Annotated in this window: 19 protein-coding genes; 5 read left to right on the forward strand and 14 right to left on the reverse strand. The window is 57.4% G+C overall.

Translation table 11 applies throughout. The annotated features are described in order from the left end of the window. Window positions 1–33: 33 nt before the first annotated feature. The 3 genes from idi to F3I47_RS04870 all read right to left on the reverse strand — a co-directional run bounded on the left by idi (window position 34) and on the right by F3I47_RS04870 (window position 3,919). A complete protein-coding gene (gene idi, locus F3I47_RS04860; protein WP_009091282.1) occupies window positions 34–576 on the reverse strand; it encodes an isopentenyl-diphosphate Delta-isomerase in 543 nt (180 codons plus the stop codon). 146 nt (window positions 577–722) lie between these two features. Further along, window positions 723–2,618 carry a methyl-accepting chemotaxis protein gene (locus F3I47_RS04865; protein ID WP_150029450.1) on the reverse strand — a complete coding sequence of 632 codons (1,896 nt, stop codon included), beginning with the start codon at window positions 2,616–2,618 and terminating at the stop codon, window positions 723–725. Between the two features lie 191 nt (window positions 2,619–2,809). After that, window positions 2,810–3,919 (reverse strand): suppressor of fused domain protein, encoded by a 1,110-nt coding sequence (locus tag F3I47_RS04870; RefSeq protein WP_009091285.1) that lies wholly within the window; start codon window positions 3,917–3,919, stop codon window positions 2,810–2,812. A gap of 217 nt (window positions 3,920–4,136) precedes the next feature. Between F3I47_RS04870 and F3I47_RS04875 the strand changes: the two genes are divergently transcribed. Next, the gene (locus F3I47_RS04875) at window positions 4,137–4,586 is read left to right on the forward strand and encodes an NUDIX hydrolase (protein WP_150029449.1); all 450 of its coding nucleotides are present in this window, start codon (window positions 4,137–4,139) and stop codon (window positions 4,584–4,586) included. 73 nt (window positions 4,587–4,659) lie between these two features. Here the strand turns inward: F3I47_RS04875 and F3I47_RS04880 are convergent, their stop codons facing one another. The 8 genes from F3I47_RS04880 to bglX form a co-directional block, all read right to left on the reverse strand. Further along, window positions 4,660–5,118 carry a GNAT family N-acetyltransferase gene (locus tag F3I47_RS04880; protein ID WP_058957725.1) on the reverse strand — a complete coding sequence of 153 codons (459 nt, stop codon included), beginning with the start codon at window positions 5,116–5,118 and terminating at the stop codon, window positions 4,660–4,662. A gap of 48 nt (window positions 5,119–5,166) precedes the next feature. Next, on the reverse strand, window positions 5,167–6,441 hold the full coding sequence (locus F3I47_RS04885; RefSeq protein WP_150029448.1) for an MFS transporter: 1,275 nt from the start codon (window positions 6,439–6,441) through the stop codon (window positions 5,167–5,169). After that, complete coding sequence (locus F3I47_RS04890; RefSeq protein ID WP_150029447.1) at window positions 6,416–7,486, reverse strand: amidohydrolase; 1,071 nt, start codon at window positions 7,484–7,486, stop codon at window positions 6,416–6,418. The genes F3I47_RS04885 and F3I47_RS04890 overlap by 26 nt, the downstream gene beginning before the upstream one ends. A 389-nt stretch (window positions 7,487–7,875) precedes the next feature. Continuing rightward, a complete protein-coding gene (locus F3I47_RS04895; RefSeq protein ID WP_150029446.1) occupies window positions 7,876–8,346 on the reverse strand; it encodes an OsmC family protein in 471 nt (156 codons plus the stop codon). A gap of 131 nt (window positions 8,347–8,477) precedes the next feature. Further along, complete coding sequence (locus tag F3I47_RS04900; RefSeq protein WP_150029445.1) at window positions 8,478–8,705, reverse strand: hypothetical protein; 228 nt, start codon at window positions 8,703–8,705, stop codon at window positions 8,478–8,480. A gap of 240 nt (window positions 8,706–8,945) precedes the next feature. Further along, a complete protein-coding gene (locus tag F3I47_RS04910; protein WP_150029444.1) occupies window positions 8,946–9,260 on the reverse strand; it encodes a hypothetical protein in 315 nt (104 codons plus the stop codon). Window positions 9,261–9,507: 247 nt separating this feature from the next. Continuing rightward, complete coding sequence (locus F3I47_RS04915; RefSeq protein WP_150029443.1) at window positions 9,508–10,383, reverse strand: oxygenase MpaB family protein; 876 nt, start codon at window positions 10,381–10,383, stop codon at window positions 9,508–9,510. Between the two features lie 88 nt (window positions 10,384–10,471). Further along, entirely contained in the window at window positions 10,472–12,769 is a 2,298-nt protein-coding gene (gene bglX, locus F3I47_RS04920) for a beta-glucosidase BglX (protein WP_150029442.1), read from the reverse strand. A 156-nt stretch (window positions 12,770–12,925) separates the two neighbouring features. On the opposite strand from bglX, the gene dld reads away from it, so the two are divergent. Continuing rightward, window positions 12,926–14,629, forward strand: a complete 1,704-nt coding sequence (gene dld / locus F3I47_RS04925) for a D-lactate dehydrogenase (RefSeq protein ID WP_150029441.1) — start codon at window positions 12,926–12,928, stop codon at window positions 14,627–14,629. 285 nt (window positions 14,630–14,914) lie between these two features. Further along, window positions 14,915–15,409, forward strand: coding sequence for a carbohydate-binding domain-containing protein (locus tag F3I47_RS04930; RefSeq protein WP_223812738.1), 495 nt, complete (start codon window positions 14,915–14,917; stop codon window positions 15,407–15,409). Window positions 15,410–15,426: 17 nt separating this feature from the next. Here the strand turns inward: F3I47_RS04930 and F3I47_RS04935 are convergent, their stop codons facing one another. The 3 genes from F3I47_RS04935 to F3I47_RS04945 form a co-directional block, all read right to left on the reverse strand. Continuing rightward, complete coding sequence (locus F3I47_RS04935) at window positions 15,427–17,868, reverse strand: DUF3772 domain-containing protein (RefSeq protein WP_009091303.1); 2,442 nt, start codon at window positions 17,866–17,868, stop codon at window positions 15,427–15,429. A 215-nt stretch (window positions 17,869–18,083) separates the two neighbouring features. Continuing rightward, window positions 18,084–19,031: a D-alanyl-D-alanine endopeptidase gene (pbpG, locus tag F3I47_RS04940; protein WP_009091304.1), complete on the reverse strand. Its 948-nt coding sequence runs from the start codon at window positions 19,029–19,031 to the stop codon at window positions 18,084–18,086. Window positions 19,032–19,208: 177 nt separating this feature from the next. Continuing rightward, window positions 19,209–19,796: a Yip1 family protein gene (locus F3I47_RS04945; protein ID WP_009091306.1), complete on the reverse strand. Its 588-nt coding sequence runs from the start codon at window positions 19,794–19,796 to the stop codon at window positions 19,209–19,211. Between the two features lie 204 nt (window positions 19,797–20,000). On the opposite strand from F3I47_RS04945, the gene F3I47_RS04950 reads away from it, so the two are divergent. Continuing rightward, on the forward strand, window positions 20,001–20,579 hold the full coding sequence (locus F3I47_RS04950; RefSeq protein WP_009091308.1) for a DedA family protein: 579 nt from the start codon (window positions 20,001–20,003) through the stop codon (window positions 20,577–20,579). 76 nt (window positions 20,580–20,655) lie between these two features. After that, window positions 20,656–22,470 carry a glycoside hydrolase family 15 protein gene (locus tag F3I47_RS04955; protein WP_150029440.1) on the forward strand — a complete coding sequence of 605 codons (1,815 nt, stop codon included), beginning with the start codon at window positions 20,656–20,658 and terminating at the stop codon, window positions 22,468–22,470. The last annotated feature ends 99 nt before the right edge of the window (window positions 22,471–22,569 follow it).

Below are 22,569 nucleotides of genomic sequence, written 5' to 3' on the forward strand. Positions count from 1 at the left end.
AGCGCAGGAAAACCGCACCTCAGTGCGGTTTTTTTATGCCGTAACGGCCGGGAAAGGAAACTGCTCCAGATAGTCCGGGATACGCGGGAAGGTATGCAAAAACCACGGCGTGAACTGCTCTGGCTGCTGCTGCATCTGCTCTTCAATCAACGCCATCGGGCGATAATCGAAGGCGTCCGCTTCCTGCGGATTGAGCTGCGGCAGGCTGTCGCAGACGGCAAAAAAGACGTGACCATATTCATGCTCGGTCAGGCCATTACTCAGCTTCAGGTTGTAGCTCAGCTCAAACACCGGCGTCAGCGTCACCACCATGCCCATCTCTTCGCGCAGGCGGCGTTCAGCGGCGTCACGGGTCGATTCATGAGGATACGGATGCCCGCAGCAGGTATTACTCCACAAGCCACCACAGTGATATTTATCGCTGGCGCGCCGCTGCAGTAACAGCTCCTGCCGGGAATTGAAGACGTAGACCGTCACCGCGCGGTGCAGTAGTCCTTTTTCATGCACTTCCAGCTTTTCCATTTTGCCGGTGGGACGATCGAGGTGGTCAACGAGGATAACTTCAATAGCAGACATGGCGTTTCCTTGAGATTATTCTCAACTATTCTGGCACAAGATTCGGGGTTTGGGCGTAACAGAAAGGAATTTTTACCCTTATCGGGCAGAGGTAAGCGGATGACGCCAGACGAAAATCAGGCCAGCAACGCTGGCCTGAGGAAGAATTACAGCCGGAAGCTCTGCACCACCTGCTCAAGCTGGGTACTCTGCGCCTCCATCGCCTGAGCCGCAGCGGAAACCTGCTCGACCAGCACGGCGTTCTGCTGGGTGGTGCCATCCAGCTGCGTAATCGCCACGTTAACCTGCTCGATCCCCATGCTCTGTTCGCGGCTGGCTGACATGATCTCGCTCATCAGCGTCGTTACGCTGCTGACGCCCTGCATCAGCTCATCCATCGTCTGACCCGCCTGCTCCACCAGCGCGCTGCCGGTATCAATGTTCGCCACGGACTCTTCAATTAACTTTTTAATCTCACGCGCCGAATTGGCTGAGCGCTGCGCCAGGTTACGCACTTCTGACGCCACCACCGCAAAACCGCGCCCCTGCTCACCGGCACGGGCTGCCTCGACGGCGGCGTTCAGCGCCAGGATATTGGTCTGGAACGCGATGCTGTCGATCACGCTGATGATGTCGACCACTTTACGTGACGAATGGTGGATCTCGCCCATGGTGGTGACGACCTGACGCACCACTTCTGAACCGCGTGCGGCAACCTGCGAGGCATCGCCTGCCAGCTGGTTGGCGTGAGTGGCGTTATCGGCGTTCTGACGCACGGTGCCGGTCAGTTGCTCCATCGACGCCGCCGTTTCCACAATCGAGCTGGCCTGATCTTCAGTGCGCGAAGAGAGATTGGCGTTGCCGCTGGCGATCTCGCGCGACGCGGCGGTGATCGCCAGCGCGCTGTCGCCCACCTGCTGGATTAACCCCTGCAGATAGCTGATGAACTGGTTAAAGCTCTGCGCAACGGCATTGAACTCCGGGCTGTTGCTGGCGGGCAGACGCTGGGTCAGGTCCGCGCCGCCGGTCGACAGCGCTTCGATGTTGCTGTTCAGCACGCTGAGACGCTTCATCATGGCGCGGACAAAGCCCAGCGACACCAGCAGCAGGATCACCGCCAGCGGAATCTGCACCAGGCCCAGACGCGTCAGCATGTTGTGCGACTGCGCTTTCAGCAGGCTGGTCGGCAGGCTGCTGGCAAGAAACCATGGGCTGCCGGGAATGGCCTGCAGAAACAGCGTCTGCTCGCCTTCGCTGCTGTCATAGGTGGTTTCCAGTGGCTGGGTGCCCGCCCCGCTCAGCAGCGCTTTCAGGGGCGCTGCCATCGGCGTCTGCACATCGGCCAGGTTCTCCAGCTTCGGCGCGGCATTCACCAGCGCACCGTTACCGACAACTTTGCCATCCGCTTCGACGATCAGCACGTTGCCCTGAATGGTTTCGCCCATCTGCTTCGCCAGCTGGTTAAAGAATCCCAGCGTCACGTCGATGGTTGCCACGCCCCAGACGGTTCCGTTGCGGTAGATCGCCATGGCACAGTTAGTTCGTGGCTGTGGGCTGGCGGCATCCTGATAGGCTTTTGCCCAGGCGCACTGCCCTTTCGGGGCGGCCAGGCCATCCTTGTACCAGGGTTGCTCCCAGTATTTGTCGGCGGCATCGGAGTTCCAGTAGGTATTGACCTGCAGTTCGTTGCTGGCATTGCGGGCAAAGAAGCTGCTGTTTTTCTCTTTGGCGGGATCGCGACGATTTGGCAACGGCCAGATACCGCCGCCGAAGACATTACTGTCCTGATACTGGTTAACCAGCATCGGTAACAGGGTGTCGATGGTGGCGCTGTCCATGACGGAGGCCGCTTCGGTAATCGCACGCTGCTGAGCCTGAACGCGGTTCATCTGCTCGACGATACCGGAGGCCAGTGAATCGACCTGATAACGCACCAGACGGCTTTCGCTGTCGACCAGCTGCGGTGCGACAAACTGATTGATGACCCAAACTGTAACGAGTAAAAGCGCAACAAAGAACGCGATCATTGTTGCGGTAAAGCGGGATTGTGTTGTTTTAAACATCTTTGTTCCCCTGAACCTGGTATGGCGCGATTGCCTGATCCGGGTTAACGGCTCGCTTACGGAGAACTTGAGATGAGCGGGATCACAGAATTAATAAATGTTTAATTTTTGTGAAAATTTAATTTCATTGCGGGATTATCACATCCCCGGCGCGAGCCGGGGAAGGGGCGGAGAGGCCTGTTTTTCCTGCCCTAGCCTTCTGAATCGACAACCTCCTGACGCGGACGGAAGATGTGGTTACTGCCGCCAGCGGTTAACAATTCCCGTAACTTCTGACCGCCATGCTCATCCGCCTGGGCGAACTGCCGCTCCGCTTCGGTGATCGGCGTGGTCCAGAGCAATGTGGGACGATCGCCATCGCGCTTAGGCAGTTTAAACTGTGCCGGTTCGCTGGCCAGCTCATTTGCCAGCAGGAAGCTCTCAAAGCCGACCGGCGCGACTTCCGATGCCAGCGTATGCCCCTCCCCCAGCCAGGTGAGGCGCGCCCACGGCAGATGCACAAACTCCGCCAGAGCACTCGCCATCTGCACCGCATTGCCTTCGGTCATGACCTCGCCATCCACCGCCATCCCCAGCTCAATACGGCGATACTGCGGTGCCAGCTCATCAAACAGGTAGTCGACCTGCGGCATCGGCCGGATGCTCATGCCAATCGTCAGGAAGTACCAGACGCCCTGATGCCAGTGCTGGGAGATCGCCATCGGCGGCCAGCTCCCCTGATCGATCGCGTAATATTTCACCGACTCACCAAAGCGGCTCTGATAGCAGGCCATAAGATCCTGCTGAACCTTGTCCCACTCGCTGCCATCGTGCCATTCGCGCCAGAACTGACGCTGCTGCTCTGCACGGGCATAGTAGTCATTGGTCGAGGCCGAACCCAGCGGGGCCGTCAGTCGGTTCTTTTTGATGCAGCCCGCAGAGAAGCTGACCTGCTTATCTTGGTAAAGACTCCAGCCGGGGATCACCGCCAGCAGCTGACCGTAATACCAGAGCGCCGCGCCATCATCGCTCGGCTCCCAGAGAACCTGCAGCCCGGCGGGATTCAGTGCAGGCTCCGCTTCCAGGTTACGGCAATACTCGGCGCTGAGCAGCGGCGCAATGCCCTGCTCCATCGCCTCGCGATCTTCCTGCGCCGGTGCGGGCAGCAGGTTTCGCAGCCAGCAGCCGCGCACCGCATACTGACTGCGGAACAGGTCGGTGGGCCAGATGTAAAAATAGGCGGTGCGCGCATCCTGTTCGACAATAGCGGTGAGGGTGCGCTGCTGATTGTGGACTTCAGCAATCAGGGATTTGTACGTCATAGTGCCTCGACAAAGCCTGGAGGAATCCATTTTCCCCGAGAATAGAGCAGGATCGTGACTGCTGCACGCGGAGACAAGGGTAATAGTCTCAAAGTGGCCTGCGATCACTATTTACACCCGGGATAAATAATCCTGCCATTGTCGGGCGATTAAGACGCTCATTTATGTTCAGATAGCAGGAAAAGTTCGTTTACCGCGTTTTCAGCAAGGAGGTCTTATGCGTCGTCGTCCCTCATCCCGCCTGATTGTTTTGTCACCGGAAAAGCATGTTCTGCTGTTTTATTTTTCTCATCACGATGATGCGTTAAGTGGCCGATCATACTGGGCGACACCTGGCGGTGGGCTTGAATCGCAGGAAACCTTTGAGCAGGCCGCGCTACGGGAGTTGCCGGAAGAAACCGGGCTGATTCGCTACTCAGCAGGCGCGGCTGTCGCGTCCCGGACATTTCCGATGACGCTGCCCGATGGAGAGACCGTGCTCGCTGAAGAGCGCTTCTTTCTCATTCGTGCGGAAGAGACAGAGATTGATTGTTCAGGGTGGAGTCAACATGAAAAGCGCGTCATACAGCATTACCACTGGTGGACAGCAGAAGAGCTCAGAGACACCGCCGACACCATTTTTCCCCATGATTTGCTAAGCGACATCCTCTCCGGCGATCGGGTCTGAGCAGCAGCATCAGCAGCATCAGAGCCTGCCAGGGCGTTAGCGTAAGCCAGCGCGCTTGAGTGGCGAGATGGCCTTATAAAAGTCGTTTGCGCATAAACAGACTTAACGGGTCGGGCATATAGGGCGGGAACGCCTCACATAGTGCGTACCCGCATCGGCGATAGAGTGCGATAGCCGGTTGCTGATGAATCCCGGTTTCAAGCCGCAGTTCGCGTAAACGGTTTTCTGAAGCTATCGTCTCGATGGCGGCGATGATCTGCTCGCCGAGCTTCCTGCCCCGGTATGCCGGCCGGATATAAACCCGCTTGATCTCCGCAAAGCCCGCCTCCTGAAAGAGTAAGGCCCCACACCCTGCCGGCAAGCCCTGCTCATCACGCACGATAATGCACTTCAGCTGCTCATCACCGACGGTTGAGAGATCCAGACAGTGATTGCTTTCTGCCGGATAGAGTTCGCGCTGAAAAGCATCGAGTTCGCCGACCAGGCGCACCAGGTCGCTATCCCCTTTATCGACTTCTGAAATGCTGAACATCTGTTCTCCCCGTCAAAGGTCGCTTCCGGAACGACTCTGCCCGTTGATTTACTTCAGCTTAACGCCTTTTGTTTCTGGTGCCATCCAGACCACAATCATCGCGGCGACGAAGGCCAGCACGGTAGTGGCCAGCCCGGCGGTGAAGCCGCCAATGCTGGCCACATAGCCGATGAGCAGCGGCGCAATAAAGCCGCCCAGACGCCCCCCGTTGTAAGCCAGGCCCATCAGAAAGCCGCGTGACTGGGTGTCGCCAATAATCTCGGCCAGGAAGGGGCCGGAACCGGCGAAAATACCGTTAACCCCGAAACCGGCCATAAAGATGGCCACCATGAGAATCAGCGGCTGCGTCGTCACCAGATATAATCCGACCGCGACCGCACCGATCAGGAGATAGAGCAGAAACATCGGCCGGCGTCCCCATTTATCGGCCATGAGTGAGAACACCAGGAAGCCAGCAATCGCACCGGTCTGCAGGGCCAGCACAAACTTCAGGCTGTGAAGAAAATCGAGGTGCTTCACTTCACGAAGGTAAGTAGGCGTCCAGGTGAAGACCCCCCAGAACAGATACTGAATGAAGAAGATAAAGGTAAACGCCAGCAGCAACCCTTTGATGTTCGTTTTGCCGGCGCTGGCCTTTTTAGTCTGCCGCTGTGCGCGTTCCTGCTGGCGCGCCAGCCATACCGGCGATTCGGGCGTAATGTACGCAATCACCATCATGATAAAAACCGGTAAGGCGCCAATCATGAACAGGTAGCGCCATCCCCCGTGTTCCAGCCCACCGGTCATTGCCGTGACCAGTGCCGTCAGGCCAATCGCCAGGATTGCGCCCACCGGTAGCCCCATCTGCATCAGTGCGCCGCCGCGCGCACGGCGCTCCGGACGCCAGGTTTCAGCGATGAGCGCCGCGCCTGATGTCCACATCCCGCCCATACCGAGCGCACCGCAGAATCGCAGCAAGGTAAAGATCTGCTGATTGTGGGAAAACGCCAGCAGACCGGAAAAAAGCGAATAGATGGCGATGCAGATCAGGGCCGTTCTTACGCGTCCGATTTTATCGGCCACCAGCCCGAACAGGATGCCGCCAATAATCTGCCCGCCAGCCGTGGCGCTGATAAACACGCCAAGTTCCGTTTTGCCGAGGCCAAATACCACGCCCAGCACGGGTAAGAGCAGAGAGAGCAAAAAAGAGTCGTAGCTTTCAAATGTCCAGCCTAACCCGCCCAGCGCCAGGGTCCTTTTTTCAGCCGATGAATAGGAGAGCACTGAACCGGAGGCGTACGCATCGAGAGGATGCGCCTCATGCACTTTTGATTTCATATTCATCCATATTCTCCAGGGAGGATAAGCGATAGGTTGATGCCGCGGTGCGCCAGAAGAGATGCGCCTGTTCGGCCGCAGAAGCCTGCTCCGCCAGCCTTTTGCAGGCATTCCAGAACACACCGTAACTGAACATGCCTTTGTCGACCGGGAAGTTGCTGGCAAACATGCAGCGCTGCACGCCAAATGCCTCAACCAGCGTTTCAAACAGCGGTTGCCAGGCCCGGGAGAGCGTCAGGGAGTCAGGTGGTGTGTCGTGTTGTGCAAAGGGATAGCCCATGACCGTCATGCCAAAACCGCTGATTTTGATGCGCACGTTGGGCAGCGCCGCCAGGGCGATAATCCCCTTTTTCCACGCCTGAAAAACGGCATCCTGTTTACCGGCATAAGGCCCCGTTCCAATCGGTCCGCCGCAGTGATCCACAATCACCAGCAGATCGGGCTGCGCGCGGGCCAGTCCGGCAATTTCATCGAGCTGAGTGTGATAAACCCAGACATCCAGCGAAAGTCCGTTGCGGGCAAGGCAGGCTGCCCCGCGCCGGAATGCGTCACTGGCCGCCAGACCGGCGGGCGGCGTGACGGGACTGGAGCTGACGCGGGGATCAGGATGCCAGGCCAGCGGATTCCGCATCCCGCGCAGTCGTCCTCCCGATCGCGCCAGCATGAGTTCCACCACGGGCAGCAGGTCATCCCCAGCCAGCAGGCTGGCCCCCCCAACGATGGCTTCACAACCTGCGGTTTCGCCATAGTGACCGCTTTCAAACATCGCGGCACAACCGCCTGCAAACTCGATCTCTCCGACGGGTCTGAACGCTTCAGGCCCGTGACGGCGCAGCATGGAGCGGCACTGAACATACACCGTCGAGAGAATCCGGTGTCCGGACTGTTCGATATCCTGGCTGAGCTCCGGTGCCAGATAGCGGCCTGACTGGCGATCCCACAAATGATGATGCGCATCCACGACCGGAAGTCCGGGCATCAGCGCCTCTTCATGATGACGCGCGAGCCACGCTTCCCGAACGGGCAGATGCGGTGCATTAACAATCTCCATAACGTCCTCTTAACCTTCTGATTAAAATCAGATCCCGACATTTTTCGCGTGGCGGGCAGGTGAACAGACCCGAACGCATTGTTTTATCTGATAAAACTCAGTTTTACTGAATAAATCCACTATAGGCTCAGTGGATAAAGTTCAGCCAGCAAAAAAAGGAGGCGCTTAATGTAAATACGATGTTAATCACAAATATTTTACTTTAAGGACACGCCGCGCTTCAGAGCCAGCTGTTGCTCAGCGGCGGTGCATTGATGACCGGGAACGGGAGAGAGGATGCGGTTCAGGGACGCCCCGTTTCGGGAGACGAGAAAGAGAGCGATGAAGAAAAGTCGCGGTGTGAAATCAGTAAAAACCGCGACGTTTCAGAACAGGCACAGATGCGTGTTCTACGCCTGACGGATGATAAATTCTGGTTCACAGGAGACAGGAAAATTCACCGATCTGGCGATAAAACAGACTTTATGGATCTCATGGTGAATAGCCGTGGCTGCATCAAGATTTGTCTCCTCAGCTACCGTGATCGTCGGTCTCAGCACCGCCGAAATAAAGCGCCCCGCCCCGCCTTTTGATATTTCACCTGTCGCTAAGGGAGAATCTTCATAGCCGAGAACCGTAATCCCGGCATCGGAAGCCAGATGCAGATACCAGAGCATATGGCATGCCGAAAGAGAGGATATCAGGAGGTCTTCAGGATTCATTTTACTGGCGTCGCCACCCAGCAGGGGATCATTGGAGCAATGGATGACCTCTTTCCCGCTGATGGCGATATCCCACGTCCTTGCATACGCTTTATAACCCGACGTCCCCGTTCCCAGATTGCCGGTCCAGAAGATGCGCGATGTGTAGTTATGTTCCATTATTCTGACTCCTTTATTGAGGATAAAACGGGGAAAACAGAGCGGGAGCTTCTGCTGTTTACTAAACCACATTCTGTCGGGTGATAGAATCAGCACAATGAAAACGCGTGCAGGTACGTGTACAACCCTGCTCAATGCTTTCTGAAAATACGTTTCAGCATCCACAAAAGCGCAACAGACATCAGGACAGAAACAACGATATTAGCTGTGAGTACAAAGTCGGGGATTGCCTCATCGCCATTGATATGAAAAATATCTGCAATGGCATAAAAGAACTCTACAGGCACGATGAGAGCAATAGCTTTTGATATGGCGATGACACAAAAAACAAAAATAAAAACAGGTAAAATAAAGCGCATAGTTAGTATACCTATATGTCGTCATCGCTTCCCTGCATTAATCAGAACTGCTCAGGTTGCTGTAATCATATTGCATTCAAATCGAGCCTAAAGTGCATGGCGACTATACAGATGGATGGCCCGTGATTACACTCGTGAAATTGACACCATAAGTCGCCCAAAGCTGACCATGAAAATAATCGGCTGGGGTGTAACAGCTAAGGTGACATTCGATTTACTCAGCGTAAGTAACCAATGACGCTAAGCCTTTTTCAACCGCCAGTAGCGCCATGACTTCCAGGCCAGGACTGGCGGTTGAATAAACGTCACTAAGACTATCCCGATAAGCAGTGACAGGCCACCGCCTAAGATGTATGGCTTAGTTGAGAAACTGAGAAGAAATATAAATACGAGCGTGCAGGCGGAAACAGTCCACAATAGCATTCTGAATCTGTTTTTTAAATCCACTACAGCCTCATCCAGCGTACCACCGTAGCTTTCAAGATTATTTTTGATTTTTTTCAAATCAGCATCAGTAAAGCCCGACTTCAACAGCTCTGATTCACTAACTATCATTGTGCACTACCTTTCATCTTTAAAACGTGCAGTCATTCTAACGCAATTATATACGTGTTTGCTTCTCATGCGGCAACTTGCTCTGTTGGCACAAACGGACATTACTATCTTCCCTATCAGTCTGAGGTGGCTAGCGCCATTTAATTGACTGTCTGAACGAAAGCCTTTACTTAAAACCTTTTATTAACGACTACGGTTAGATGATCTTATTATAAACGGCAATAACCCGCTTTTTCTGGTGAACCTCTTACCCCACCTCCCTCCCCATCCTCACCATCGCCCGATACCAGGCTCCTCTCTGAATCGACCAGCGCAACCCGACCGCAATCGCATTAATCTTCCGATCAATCATCGCCTGCTGAAAGCGCCCTGTCTCACGGCCGGACATCGCCTGCGCCCATGCCGGCATCAGCCCGAACCCCGACATCAGCATCACTTTCATTACCGGTTTCGCCTGCCAGCTCGGGGCTGGCGCATTCATCAGCAGACGCGTCACTTCAGCGGTGCGCGCATCAAAGCGTAATTCCGGACGCATCTGCTGCAGATAATCCGCCACATCCACGACGCTTTTCGGCACCCGCTCCGCGCCCAGCGACTCAGCAATGAGCGCCGCTTCCTGATAGTACCGATCCTGTTCGGCACGCGTGAGGTGAGGATTTTTGTAGCGCAGATGGGCCGCCAGGAAACGGCTGGTCTCTGCCACATGTACCCAGGTCAGCAGATGCGGATCGCTGGCGGCATAGGGTTTGCCTTCGCTGTCGACGCCGCTGACTTTAAGGTGAATGCGTTTCACCCGGTCGATCAGCGTCTGCGCATCCTGGTGATTACCGTAGGTGGTCACGGCGATGAACTGACTGGTACGCCGCAGCCTGCCCATCATATCTTCGCGGAAATTGGAGTGATCCCAGACGCCCGCCAGCGCCGCCGGATGCAGCATCTGCAATAGCAGCGCGCTGATCCCGCCGCACATCATGGAGGTAAAGTCGCCATGGACGCGCCAGATCACGCTGTCCGGGCCAAACAAGCCGGGATCGCCAGGCGGCTGGGAGAGGTCAAACTCATTCATCGACAGGCCGTTAAGGCGAAAGACCTGCTGCTGAATACGGTCTCGCAGATTTATCATGGTGGCTCTGATAGTGAAATGACGCGGCGCGCCGTAGCAGGACGCTAACGACGCGCCGCACCCCCTTTCTCAGGAGAAAGGCGGGCGGTTACAGATAGTTGAATTGCGCATCCTGAGTACGAACGGAATCGAGTCCAATCATCACGTTGAACTTGCCGGGCTCCGCAACATGCTTCATCTGCTGGTTCCAGAACTTCAGCGCATCGACGTCGATCTTAAAGGTCACGGTCTGAGACTCGCCCGCTTTCAGCATGATGCGTTTGAAACCACGCAGCTCCTGCACCGGACGGCTGATGGAGGCGACCGGATCGTTGAGATACATCTGCACCACCGTCGCACCGTCGCGCTGACCGCTGTTGGTCACCGTCACGCTGGCTTCGATGCTGCCGTTACGCGGCATGATCGGCGACGACATTTTCACCGGAGACACGGTAAAGCGGGTGTAGCTCAGGCCGTAACCAAACGGATAGAGCGGGCCGTTAACCGCATCATAGTAGTGCGACGTATATTTGTTCGGCTTAGCAAAGTTGTAAGGCCGGCCGGTGGGCAGATGGTTGTAGTAGATCGGAATCTGCCCCACGGAACGCGGGAAGGAGACCGGCAGCTTGCCCGACGGGTTATAGTCGCCAAACAGGACATCGGCGATGGCGTTACCGCCTTCCGTCCCGCTGAACCAGGTCTCCAGCATCGCATCGGCCATACGATCTTCATTCACTACCGACAGTGCGCGTCCGTTCATCAGCACAATCACCAGCGGTTTGCCGGTGGCTTTCAGCGCGGCTAACAGCTTCTGCTGGCTCGGCGGGATCACAAGGTCGCTGCGGCTGGAGGCTTCGTGGGCCATACCCTGCGCTTCGCCTACGGCGGCAACGATGACATCCGCCTGCTTCGCTTTGGCGACCGCGTCGTCGATCATCTGCTGCGGTGAACGCGTGTCGATGGAAACCGCCGGTTCATAGAGGTTCAGGAAGTCCTGAATGCCCTTATTATCGGAAACGTTGGCGCCCTTCTCATAGAGCAGCGTCGCTTTGCCTTCGGTGGCGTTGCGCATCCCCTGCAGCAGCGAGACGGATTGTTTCGCCACGCCGGCCGCGGACCAGCTGCCCATAATGTCGCGCTGGCTGTCGGCCAGCGGCCCGATCAGCGCAATGGTGCCCGATTTCTTCAGTGGCAGCGTTTCCAGCCGGTTCTTCAGCAGCACGATACTCTTGCGCGCTACGTCGCGCGCTTCGGCACGATGCAGACGGCTCTCCGCGTTGGTGTCCTGCGGGTCGCTCTCTTTCGGCCCTAAATGGCTGTAGGGATCGTTGAACAGCCCCATATCATATTTAACGTTAAGCACATGACGCGCCGCATCATCAATTTCGGCCATACTGACTTCGCCGCGCTTCACCAGATCCGGCAGATATTTGCTGTAATACTCGTCGCTCATGCTCATGTCGACGCCCGACTTCAGGGCGATGCGCACCGCGTCCTGCGGATCGCTGGCGACGCCATGCTTAATCAGCTCTTTAATGGCGCCGTGGTCGCTGATGGTAATGCCTTTGAATTTCCACTGACCGCGCAGCAGATCCTTCAGCAGCCAGCTGTCCGCCGTCGCCGGTACGCCATTAATGGAGTTCAGTGCCACCATGACGCCGCCGCTGCCCGCATCCAGAGAGGCTTTATAAGGCGGCAGATAGTCCTGGAACATGCGCTGCGGACTCATATCCACCGTGTTGTAATCCCGGCCGCCTTCGACCGCGCCATAGAGCGCGAAGTGCTTAACGCTGGTCATCACGCTGTAGCGATCGGCGGCGCTTTTACCCTGCATCGCCTGCACCATGCTGCGGCCCATCTCGCTGGTGAGATAAGTATCTTCACCAAACCCTTCCGAGCCACGCCCCCAGCGCGGTTCACGGGTGACATCCACCATCGGTGCCCAGGTCATATTCAGGCCATCGTCGGCTGCCTCATAGGCGGACACGCGCCCGACCTCTTTCACCGCATCCAGATCCCAGCTCGACGCCAGCGCCAGGGGAATAGGAAAAATGGTGCGCTGGCCGTGGATGACGTCGAAGGCGAAAAAGAGCGGGATCTTCAGCCGGCTGAGCTGCATCGCCTGATCCTGCATGGCGCGGATATCCGGGCGGGTCACCGTGTTAAAGATCGCACCAACCTGACTCTTCTGAATCATGTCGCGAATCGCTTCTTTGGGATTATCCGGTCCGACGCTGATTAAACGCAGCTGACCGATCTTTTCGTCCAGCGTCATTTTTTTCAGCAGCTGGTTAACGAAGGCATCCCGCGCCTGTTCGGTCATCGGGTGGTGACCTGGCACGGTCTCAGCCAGTGCCGGTTGCATCGCGAGGGAAACAGCGAGACTAACAGAGTAAATCCATTTCATCAGGTTGGGTTCTCTTAAGTAACTGCGCAATATCGTATTAACAGGCGGCAGTGTGCCACAAGATGAGAATAGCAGGTAGCCTGCCGCTGTCACACTGCGAGGAGATGAGCGGACGTGCTACAGTTAAGGCGCACTGATAAGACAAGGGAATTGCTCATGATACCAACCTCTGCCCTGCTTTCTGACCTGCGCCGCCTCGTCGGCCCCTCTCATCTGCTGACTGAACCTGAACAGACCGCCCGCTATCGCAAAGGCTTTCGCTCCGGCGAAGGGGATGCGCTGGCCGTGGCGTTTCCCGGAACGCTGCTGGAGCTCTGGCGGGTTCTGCAAACGCTGGTCAGGGCAGATGTTATCATTCTGATGCAGGCGGCAAATACCGGCCTGACTGAAGGTTCGACGCCGCATGGAGATGACTACGACCGCCCGCTGGTGATTGTCAGCACCCTGCGGCTGGATAAGCTGCAGCTGATCGACAACGGCCAGCAGGTGCTGGCTTTCCCCGGCAGCACCCTCTATCAGCTGGAAAAAGCGCTAAAGCCACTGGGACGCGAACCGCACTCGGTGATCGGCTCCTCCTGCATCGGCGCGTCGGTCCTGGGCGGCATCTGCAATAACTCCGGCGGATCGCTGATCAAACGCGGTCCGGCTTACAGTGAAATGGCCCTGTTCGCCCGAATCGATGCGGAGGGCAAACTGCGGCTGGTGAACCATCTGGGCATTGAGTTAGGCAGCACGCCGGAAGAGATTCTGGGCCGGCTGGATGACGATCGCTGGCAACCTGGTGATGTGCAGCACGATGGCCGCCACGCCTCTGACCACGAATATGCTGACCGGGTGCGTGACGTGAATGCCGATACGCCCGCCCGCTATAACGCCGATGCGCGCCGTCTGTTCGAAGCCTCGGGCTGTGCCGGCAAGCTGGCGGTGTTTGCCGTGCGGCTGGACACCTTTGCCAGTGAACCTCAGCAGCAGGTGTTCTATATCGGCACCAACGAGCCTGGCGTCCTCAACGATATCCGCCGTCATATCCTGGCGCACTTCACCCATCTGCCGGTGGCGGGCGAATATATGCACCGCGACATCTATGACATTGCGGAGGTCTACGGCAAAGATACCTTCCTGATGATCGACAGGCTGGGCACCGACAAAATGCCGCTGTTCTTCACGCTGAAGGGGCGGGTCGATGCCTGGCTGAACAAACTCGCCTTCGTTAAACCGCACTTCACCGACCGCCTGATGCAGCGCCTGAGCCGGCTGTTCCCGGCGCATCTGCCCAAACGCATGAAGCAGTATCGCGACAGATATGAACATCATCTGATGCTGAAGATGTCTGGTGAAGGCGTTGCGGAAGCGCGTAACTACCTGCGCGACTACTTCCGTGAAGGCGGAGGCGAATTCTTTGAGTGCGAAGGCAAAGAGGGGGCGCACGCTTTTCTGCATCGGTTCGCGGCTGCAGGGGCGGCCGTGCGCTATCATGCGGTGCACGCTGACGAGGTCGAGGATATCCTGGCGCTGGATATCGCCCTGCGTCGCAACGATGCTGACTGGTTTGAAACGCTGCCTGAAGCGATCCGCGCTTCGCTGAGCCATCGCCTCTACTATGGTCACTTCTTCTGTCACGTCTTCCATCAGGATTATATCGTCAGAAAAGGTGTCGACGTGCACGCCCTGAAAGCGCAGATGCTGGAGATTCTGCAGGCGCGCGGCGCGGAATACCCCGCCGAGCACAATGTGGGCCATCTCTATCAGGCGAAACCGCAGCTGGCGGCCTTCTATCGCCAGCTCGATCCCACCAACAGCTTTAATCCCGGCATCGGCAAAACCAGCAAGCAAAAAGGCTGGGCAGTAAAGCAGCCGTAATCGGCTAACCGGCCCGCCTGCTCACCAGAGCCGGCGGGCTGATTAAGGCTATTCAGATAACATCCGCATTAAAAACAGTTAACCTCCTTTCTGATATTCTCCCTGATTATTTATAAAGCGATTCTGTTCTGCGTAATATCTCACAAAAGATTGCCCTGCCAATTGATCATCCGCCAGCCGAAAAATAGAGTGCCGTTGAAAAATAACAGAAAAAGAGAGAATGCCTTATTCAGGCAGCGCTAACCCTCACGGGTAGCGCACTATCCGTTTCAGCAGGGGTGAATCATGATGTTAAAGCGATACCTTATGGCGCTCACGCTGCTGAGCCTTACAGCCTCAGCTTACGGCAGCGCCTCAGTTCAGCGGGAAGTGAATCCAATCCGTCACTTCAGGCTCACCTGTCAGGTCAACGATAATCAGGCTGCCCTTCATGGCACCGACTGTGCCGCAGTGGGTGGCGACTTCGCCGCCTGCAATCGCGCCACCCTAACCCTGACTAACAACGGCCCGGCCCTGACGGACAGGCACTGGGCCCTCTACCTGAGCAACGTCCACCAGAGGCTGCGGGTCGATCATGACCAGTTCAGAATGACCCACCTTGTCGGCGGTTTAACCCGGCTGGAGCCGACAGAGAAGTTCACCGGCCTTGGCGCAGGCGAATCGGTGCAGGTTCCCGTCGTCCGTGAATACTGGCAGCCGTTCGCGCACAATCGCCCGGACAGAGCAGAGGATCGCCTCCTCGCCTCGCTGCGCTCGCGGAACGACGATCTGGGCCGGTAAAACCCGGCCCTTTTGCCTTAAACCAGCTTCTCTTCGGGTTCCGCATCCGGCTGCTGACGGCGTTCGATAATCATGGTCTGCGGTGTGGAAAGCAGGATGCCCTCTTTACGCAGGCGCGTCAGAATATCGAACAGCAGATCGCTTTTGGCGCCGGAAATCTGGCGCTGTCCGGCCACGTTACCGGTCACGCTCAGCACAATGCCCTGCTGGGTCAGATCTTTAAACGAAACAGATGGCTCTGGGGTCTCCAGAATGCGTTCGTTTTCGTTGTAAACATCGAGCAGAATATCGCGCACTTTCACCGGATCGATGTTGAGCGGGAAGGTCAGCGTAATCGTCACCACACCCTGCGCATTGCCCATCGTGGCGTTGCGCACGTTCTGCGAGATAAACTGCGAGTTCGGCACGATGACCGTGGATTTGTCACCCAGCTGGATCTCGGTGGCACGCACGTTAATCCGGCGGATATCCCCTTCGATGCCGCTGATGGTCACCAGATCGCCCACCTTCACCGGCCGCTCGGTTAGCAGAATCAGGCCCGAAATAAAGTTTTTCACGATCTCCTGCAGGCCGAAACCGATACCGACCGACAGCGCACTGACGATCCAGGCCAGCTTGTTCCACTGCAGCCCCATGATCGACAGGGTCAGCAGGATGATCAGCACGTAACCGATGTTGCTGAACAGCGTCACCAGCGACACCCGCATCCCCACGTCCATGGTGGTTTTTGGCAGGAAGTCGGTGTCGAGCCAGCGGCGCACCGAGCGCAGCACATAGATGCCGACAATCAGGCAGATCAGCGCATTAACCATGTGTGCCGGAACGATATTCAGGGACTCCAGCCCTTTCCCGCCCCAGAACTCAATCACCTTCTGCAGCAGCTCAATCGGCGTTGAGGAGGCAAACGTCCCGTTGACCAGCGCCAGCGCCACAAACAGCACCAGGATGGTCTTACCAATCGCCGTCAGCAGCGTGGCGGTTTGCTGCAGATGACGCTCATTGATGTTGAGCGAACTCTGAATGCGGCGGCCGGTTGCATTGCTGGTCGAAAAGAGACTCTCACAGCCATCGTTGAGCAGATGGCTCAGGAAGTAGAAGGAGCCAAACAGCAGGCCACACCAGATCACCTCATAACTCAGGAATCGCGCCAGCGTGACATAACCGACCAGCAGCGAGATCAGGATCGCGAGCGCGGTCAGAGTCAGCCCCAGCTGGATCAGCCCGACCAGCGTAGAGCGGGCTTCCGGCGGCGTGCCTGCCAGCGTCATGCGACGACGAACGCGGTTGGTTCGCATGCTGATGGCCAGCGCGGTGCTGCCTATCAGCAGCGCCGTCAGGCCGTTGGCAAAAATGGTGGTATTCAGACTGGTGCCGACGCTGTAGTTAAAGGCCTCCACCGTCTGGAAGATAAACACCAGCACCGCGGTAATGGGCGGGAACGGTTTGAGCGCCAGCGCCACTTCATTGGAGATGGTGGGCAAACGCCAGCTCGGCCGCCGCGTAGAGAGAAACGCACGCCCCAGTCCGGCGATCAGGCCACAAAAGACGCTAAGCTGAACCAGCCGATCGACAAAGTCCTGCACATTTTCCGAGACCTCATCGCGGCGGGTAAACGCCAGAGCGATAAAGTTAAAGGTGAGCACCACCGCCACCAGCGTGGTCAGGGCTATCGCGGCCGCCAGGAAGCTGCGGCGCAGTTTGCCTTCCGGCATTTTATGAATGCTGACCCAGGCGAGGAACTCCTCGCTGTAGCGACGACCCACCGTCATCACCAGCAGCGCCGCCAGCAGCCAGAGCGTACTGCCTATGCGCCAGCCTGGCTCCCAGGAGAGCGCCGCGGTGTCCTGCAGCTCCTGCAGAAACTCGCCGATCTTCTCACCGTCCAGATCCTGACTGTTGGTCAGGGGAGACCAGAAACGTGCACCGAGAATGGTACCGGAGTTGAGCGCCAGCTGACTTTTCAGCTGGTCACGGCGCAGGTTAACAATCTGCGACGACAGCGTTAAGGCACCATTTTTAATGCCCTCTGCCTGCTTGATCTGGTCGTCGAGTTTGCTTTTCTGACTCTCCAGCGCGTTTCGCTTGCGCGTCACCTCCGGCGTCTCTTTTACCCCGCTGTCAGCTTTGGGGGCCGGACCCAGCACCTGCAACTGCGCTTCCAGCTGCTGGCGATCGGGGATCAGCGCCTGACCCAGCGTGTCGGCATTGCCGGAAAGCTCCAGCGCCATCTCATTCAGCTGATTCAGTTTGTTTTCGCCCGCGTCGCCTGACACTTGGCTCTTAATCTTATCGAGGATCTTCTGCATTTTCGGCAGTTCAACCGAAGCATTCAGCTTCGGCTGGGCATCCTGTTCCTGTTCCTGTGCCGCCGCGGTGATATCATCCGCCGCCTGCGTCACCGCCGGGGCAAACGCCACCAGCGTCAGCATTAACCATGCAAAAAAGGATCTTATAAACATATGAGTAAAATTCCGGCAGCTTATATCAGGCGATCGTCCCTCGCCAGTCGCGCGTAGTGTAGGACTTTGCAAGGGATGGCAATATAGGAATAACGGGTATTTTTCGGGCTAATTCCGGGCAGACTGCGCGCGTTACGCCGCTGCCCGGCTCGCCCGGCGCGCCTGCTCAGACAGCAGACAGCGCCGGGTAACATAGCAGACGTTCTTTGCTCTCTTTACTCCACGCCGGCACTGCTGTCCCCGTTGCTGGCGACCTGGCCCGACTTCTGCTTTTTGTACGCCAGCGCAGCCGCAGGCACCGGCGCGGCTTTGCCGGTCTCGATCCAGCTGCGCAGACGGTTGGCATCCGCGAAATGGGTATATTTGCCGAAGGCATCCAGCACCACCAGCGCCACCGGACGATTGTTGATCATGGTGCGCATCACCAGGCAGTGCCCCGCCTCGTCGGTGTACCCGGTCTTGGTCAGCTGGATATGCCAGTCATTTTTGTAGACCAGATGGTTGGTGTTGCGGAACGGCAGCGCATAGCTCGGATGAGCAAACACGGCCGTCTCTTCTTTGGTGGTGCTGAGGGCGCCGAGCAGCGGATATTCGCGCGTCGCCTTAAGTAATTTGACCAGATCCTGGGCGCTGGAGACGTTTTGCGTCGACAGGCCGGTCGGCTCCACGTAGCGGGTCTGTTTCATGCCCAGCGACCGCGCTTTGGCGTTCATCGCCCGGATAAAGGCGTTGTATCCGCCCGGATAGGCATGAGCCAGGCTGGCGGCGGCGCGGTTCTCCGAGGACATCAGCGCCAGCAGCAGCATGTTGCGGCGGCTGATCTGGCTGTTGAGCTTCACGCGTGAGAAGACGCCACGCATTTCCGGCGTCTGGCTGATATCGACGGTTAACATCTCGTTCATCGGCAGGTGCGCATCCAGAACCACCATCGCCGTCATCAGCTTGGTGATAGAGGCAATCGGCCTGACCCGATCCGGGTGACTGGAGAAGAGCACTTTATTATTGGTGAGGTCGACAATCATCGCACTGCCAGAGGCAATCTGCGGCTGAGCAATAGGCGTAAGCTGCGACAGGGAGGTGGTCGCCTGAGCCGGAAGTGAAACAATCTGCCCGGAAACGAGCAGTGCCAGCGAAAGCAGGCTGGAACGAATTTTTGCAGACATCGTAGAAAAACCCGGTTGGTGTTATGTACTGTGCCAGAGAGACACAGGCCGCCCGCCTCAGTCACGTCGGCGCGCGGGCTGGCAGCAGCATCATACGCGGAAGGTTAAGAAATTTCCTGGGGAGAGTGTATCCGGGCGTAAAAAGAAAACTGCCGCCAGGCCGGCGGCAGCGGTTGTCTAGAACAGGCGGGGACCATATCCCCACAGCACCACGGTCAGGGCCAGTAACACTTCAAACACCAGCACGCCGATCGCCAGGGTGGAACCGGAGAAGCGCAGGCTCTCTTCACGGTCGATGTTCAGAAACAGCGGAATGCCGATATAGAGCAGGTAGCCGGTGTAGAGCAGCGCCAGCGCACCCGCCAGCACGCAGAGCCAGACCAGCGGATAGAGCGCTACCAGCCCGCTGAGAAACAGCGGTGTCGCCACATAACCCGCAAAGACGGTACAGCGCTGCACGCCGGGCCGCTGCGGATAATCACGTGCCATCCAGTGGATCACCCGCCCCATCACCGCGACGCCACCGAGAATAATCAGATAGAACAGGATGCCGAGCCCAAGCCCGGTCGCCAGATTAAGTTGCACATATCGCCCCTCGCCCAGGTTCCACCCCAGCTGAGTGGTCCCGATGAAGGCGCAGATCACCGGGATCGCCGCCATCAGCAGAACATGGTGGGTATAGTGGTGCGATACACTCTCATTCTCTTGCTTAATATCACGCATTTCCTGATTCGGATGCGCCAGAAGTCCCCAGACATGGTTCATACAGTCACTCCTCTGATGCAGTGGGCCGCCCGATGAGCATGCGTCTTTGGGGGCAGCGTCTTCTCAAGTATAAACGGCAGCAAAACTTTCGTGGCGGCCGGACAAAAAAACAGCAGAAATAAACGCACCCGCGCGGCCCGGGCGGAAGCGAAGCCAATTCGCGTATAGACTTGAAGAAACAGCCACCGAACAGGGAGTGTCACTTTGCATCTGGATATCAACGCATTAATTACGCAGTACGGTTATCTGGCACTGTTGATTGGCTGTATTGCCGAGGGGGAGACATTTACCTTACTGGGTGGCGTGGCTGCCCATGAAGGACTGCTGCACTATGCGGGCGTGGTGCTGGCTGCGATGGGCGGCGGGATCATCGGCGACCAGCTGCTCTACTGGGTTGGCCGCCGCTGGGGGACGCGCATCCTGCGCCGCTTTAAAAAGCATCAGGATAAGGTGGTGAAGGCGAACCGCCTGATCAAACGCCGTCCCAGCCTGTTTGTGATCGGCGTGCGCTTTATGTATGGCTTTCGCCTGATTGGTCCCATCATCATCGGGGCCAGCCGCCTCAATCCGATGAAATTTTTTATCCTCAATATCATTGGTGCGGCCATCTGGGCGCTGATCTTTGTCACGCTGGGCTATTTTGCGGGCGGCATTATCGCGCCGTGGCTGCATAAACTCGATCAGCATCTGAAACATCTGCTCTGGCTGGTGGGTGCGGTGGTGTTCGCCTTTGTCCTGCGCTGGGTGATCCGGCGCTGGCATAACCGTCGGGCCGATCAATAACCGCTGACAGCTCTCCAAACGAAGCCGCATCGGCATGCTCAGCTATAGTTAACAGCACACTGACAGGGAGATGAGCATGAGTAAGGTAAAACGTAAGATTGAAGAGCATGGCGTCATTGGCGATCTCCGCACCTGTGCACTGGTGGCGAATGACGGGACGATTGATTATCTCTGCTGGCCTGAACTCGACAGCCCGTCGGTCTTCTCTGCCCTGCTCGACAGCGACGATGCCGGCCTCTTCTCCCTCTCGCCGGACTGGCCCGATGCGCGCCGTCAGCAGCTCTACCTGCCCGACACCAATATTCTGCAGACCCGCTGGCTGGATGAGCAGGGGGTCGCAGAAATTACCGACTATATGCCGATTTGCGATGACAGGGAGAAGCTGCCGCGCCTGATCCGGCGGGTCAAAATGGTACGCGGCTGCGCGACCTTTACCCTGCGCTGTTCACCACGCCACGACTACGCCCGGGCGCAGACGCGCGCGGAGGCCCATCACGGCTGTATCGATTTTCATGCCGAAGGTCAGCCCTCGCTGCGCCTCGCCGCCAGCGTCGTCATGACGCTGGAGGATGAGAGCGCGACCGCCGTCTTTACCCTGCAGCCGGGTGAACATGCGCAGTTTGAATTTGGCAGCGTCGACGATGCGCATATCGAAGCGCTGGCGACCGAACACTGCTTTGAAGATACCCTCAACTACTGGCGCCGCTGGAGCGCAAAGAGCACCTATCAGGGACGCTGGCGTGAAATGGTGCAGCGCTCCGCGCTGGTGCTGAAGCTGCTCACCTCCCATCAGTATGGCTCCATTGCGGCGGCGGCAACCTTTGGCCTCCCTGAAGAGCTGGGCGGTGAACGAAACTGGGACTACCGCGCCTCCTGGATCCGCGACGCCTCATTCAGCATGTATGCCCTGATGCGGCTGGGCTATACCGATGAAGCCAAACACTTTACGGAGTGGGTGGGCCGCTGCGTCGAGAACAGCCATCACGATGAGATGCGCCTGCAGGTGATGTACCGGCTGGACAGCGGCACCGAACTGCATGAGATGGAGCTGCTCAACCTCTCCGGCTACGGCGATTCCCGGCCGGTGCGCATCGGCAACGATGCCTGGCAGCAGACCCAGCTCGACATCTATGGCGAGCTGATGGATGCGATCTATCTGGCCAATAAATATGGCGAGGCGATCTCTCAGCGCGGCTGGGAGCACGTAGTGAAGATGATCGACTGGCTGAGCGAGAACTGGGATCAGCCCGATGCCGGGATCTGGGAGATGCGTGGTGAACCGGAACATTTTCTGCATTCCCGTCTGATGTGCTGGGTGGCGATGGACCGCGCGCTGCGTCTGGGCATGAAGCGTTCGCTGCCGATGCCCTATCAGCGCTGGGATGAGGTGCGGCGTAAGATCCGCGAAGATATCTGGGCCAATTTCTGGAACGAGGAGCGCGGGCACTTCACCTCCACGCGCCACGGCGACTATCTCGACGCCTCCATGCTGCTGATGCCACTGGTGCGCTTTGTCGGTGCCACTGACCCGGACTGGCTCTCTACGCTGGACGCGATCAAAAAGGACCTGGTCAGCGATGGCATGGTGCGGCGTTACAATATTCATGAAACCCCGGCCGATGGCCTGCAGGGAGGAGAAGGCTCTTTCGGTGCCTGTTCTTTCTGGTATGTAGAGTGCCTGGCGCGCGCAGGCCGGATACAGGAGGCGCATTTTGAGTTTGAGAAGCTGCTGAGCTACGCCAATCCGCTGGGCCTTTACGCCGAGGAGTTTGACAGCCACGGCCATGCGCTGGGCAATACGCCGCAGGCGCTGACGCACCTGGCGTTAATCAGCGCCGCCTTTTTCCTGAACCGGAAACTCAGCGGCGAACAGACCCAGTGGCAGCCTTAGTCATCGCGGTTTTCAGCGCCCTCTTTTCCCGAAAGGCGCTCATCTCTGCACGGTTTTAGGTAAAGTATTACTGTCAGGTTAAAATCCTGATTCACAACA

Source organism: Pantoea sp. M_10 (assembly GCF_008631515.1).
Classification (GTDB): Bacteria; Pseudomonadota; Gammaproteobacteria; order Enterobacterales; family Enterobacteriaceae; genus Pantoea; species Pantoea anthophila.

Excerpts from the sequence above, each read along its gene's own strand:
- idi (WP_009091282.1), bottom strand. The coding sequence starts at position 576 with ATGTCTGCTATTGAAGTTATCCTCGTTGACCACCTCGATCGTCCCACC.
- F3I47_RS04865 (WP_150029450.1), bottom strand. The coding sequence starts at position 2,618 with ATGTTTAAAACAACACAATCCCGCTTTACCGCAACAATGATCGCGTTC.
- F3I47_RS04870 (WP_009091285.1), bottom strand. The coding sequence starts at position 3,919 with ATGACGTACAAATCCCTGATTGCTGAAGTCCACAATCAGCAGCGCACC.
- F3I47_RS04875 (WP_150029449.1), top strand. The coding sequence starts at position 4,137 with ATGCGTCGTCGTCCCTCATCCCGCCTGATTGTTTTGTCACCGGAAAAG.
- F3I47_RS04880 (WP_058957725.1), bottom strand. The coding sequence starts at position 5,118 with ATGTTCAGCATTTCAGAAGTCGATAAAGGGGATAGCGACCTGGTGCGC.
- F3I47_RS04885 (WP_150029448.1), bottom strand. The coding sequence starts at position 6,441 with ATGAATATGAAATCAAAAGTGCATGAGGCGCATCCTCTCGATGCGTAC.
- F3I47_RS04890 (WP_150029447.1), bottom strand. The coding sequence starts at position 7,486 with ATGGAGATTGTTAATGCACCGCATCTGCCCGTTCGGGAAGCGTGGCTC.
- F3I47_RS04895 (WP_150029446.1), bottom strand. The coding sequence starts at position 8,346 with ATGGAACATAACTACACATCGCGCATCTTCTGGACCGGCAATCTGGGA.
- F3I47_RS04900 (WP_150029445.1), bottom strand. The coding sequence starts at position 8,705 with ATGCGCTTTATTTTACCTGTTTTTATTTTTGTTTTTTGTGTCATCGCC.
- F3I47_RS04910 (WP_150029444.1), bottom strand. The coding sequence starts at position 9,260 with ATGATAGTTAGTGAATCAGAGCTGTTGAAGTCGGGCTTTACTGATGCT.
- F3I47_RS04915 (WP_150029443.1), bottom strand. The coding sequence starts at position 10,383 with ATGATAAATCTGCGAGACCGTATTCAGCAGCAGGTCTTTCGCCTTAAC.
- bglX (WP_150029442.1), bottom strand. The coding sequence starts at position 12,769 with ATGAAATGGATTTACTCTGTTAGTCTCGCTGTTTCCCTCGCGATGCAA.
- dld (WP_150029441.1), top strand. The coding sequence starts at position 12,926 with ATGATACCAACCTCTGCCCTGCTTTCTGACCTGCGCCGCCTCGTCGGC.
- F3I47_RS04930 (WP_223812738.1), top strand. The coding sequence starts at position 14,915 with ATGATGTTAAAGCGATACCTTATGGCGCTCACGCTGCTGAGCCTTACA.
- F3I47_RS04935 (WP_009091303.1), bottom strand. The coding sequence starts at position 17,868 with ATGTTTATAAGATCCTTTTTTGCATGGTTAATGCTGACGCTGGTGGCG.
- pbpG (WP_009091304.1), bottom strand. The coding sequence starts at position 19,031 with ATGTCTGCAAAAATTCGTTCCAGCCTGCTTTCGCTGGCACTGCTCGTT.
- F3I47_RS04945 (WP_009091306.1), bottom strand. The coding sequence starts at position 19,796 with ATGAACCATGTCTGGGGACTTCTGGCGCATCCGAATCAGGAAATGCGT.
- F3I47_RS04955 (WP_150029440.1), top strand. The coding sequence starts at position 20,656 with ATGAGTAAGGTAAAACGTAAGATTGAAGAGCATGGCGTCATTGGCGAT.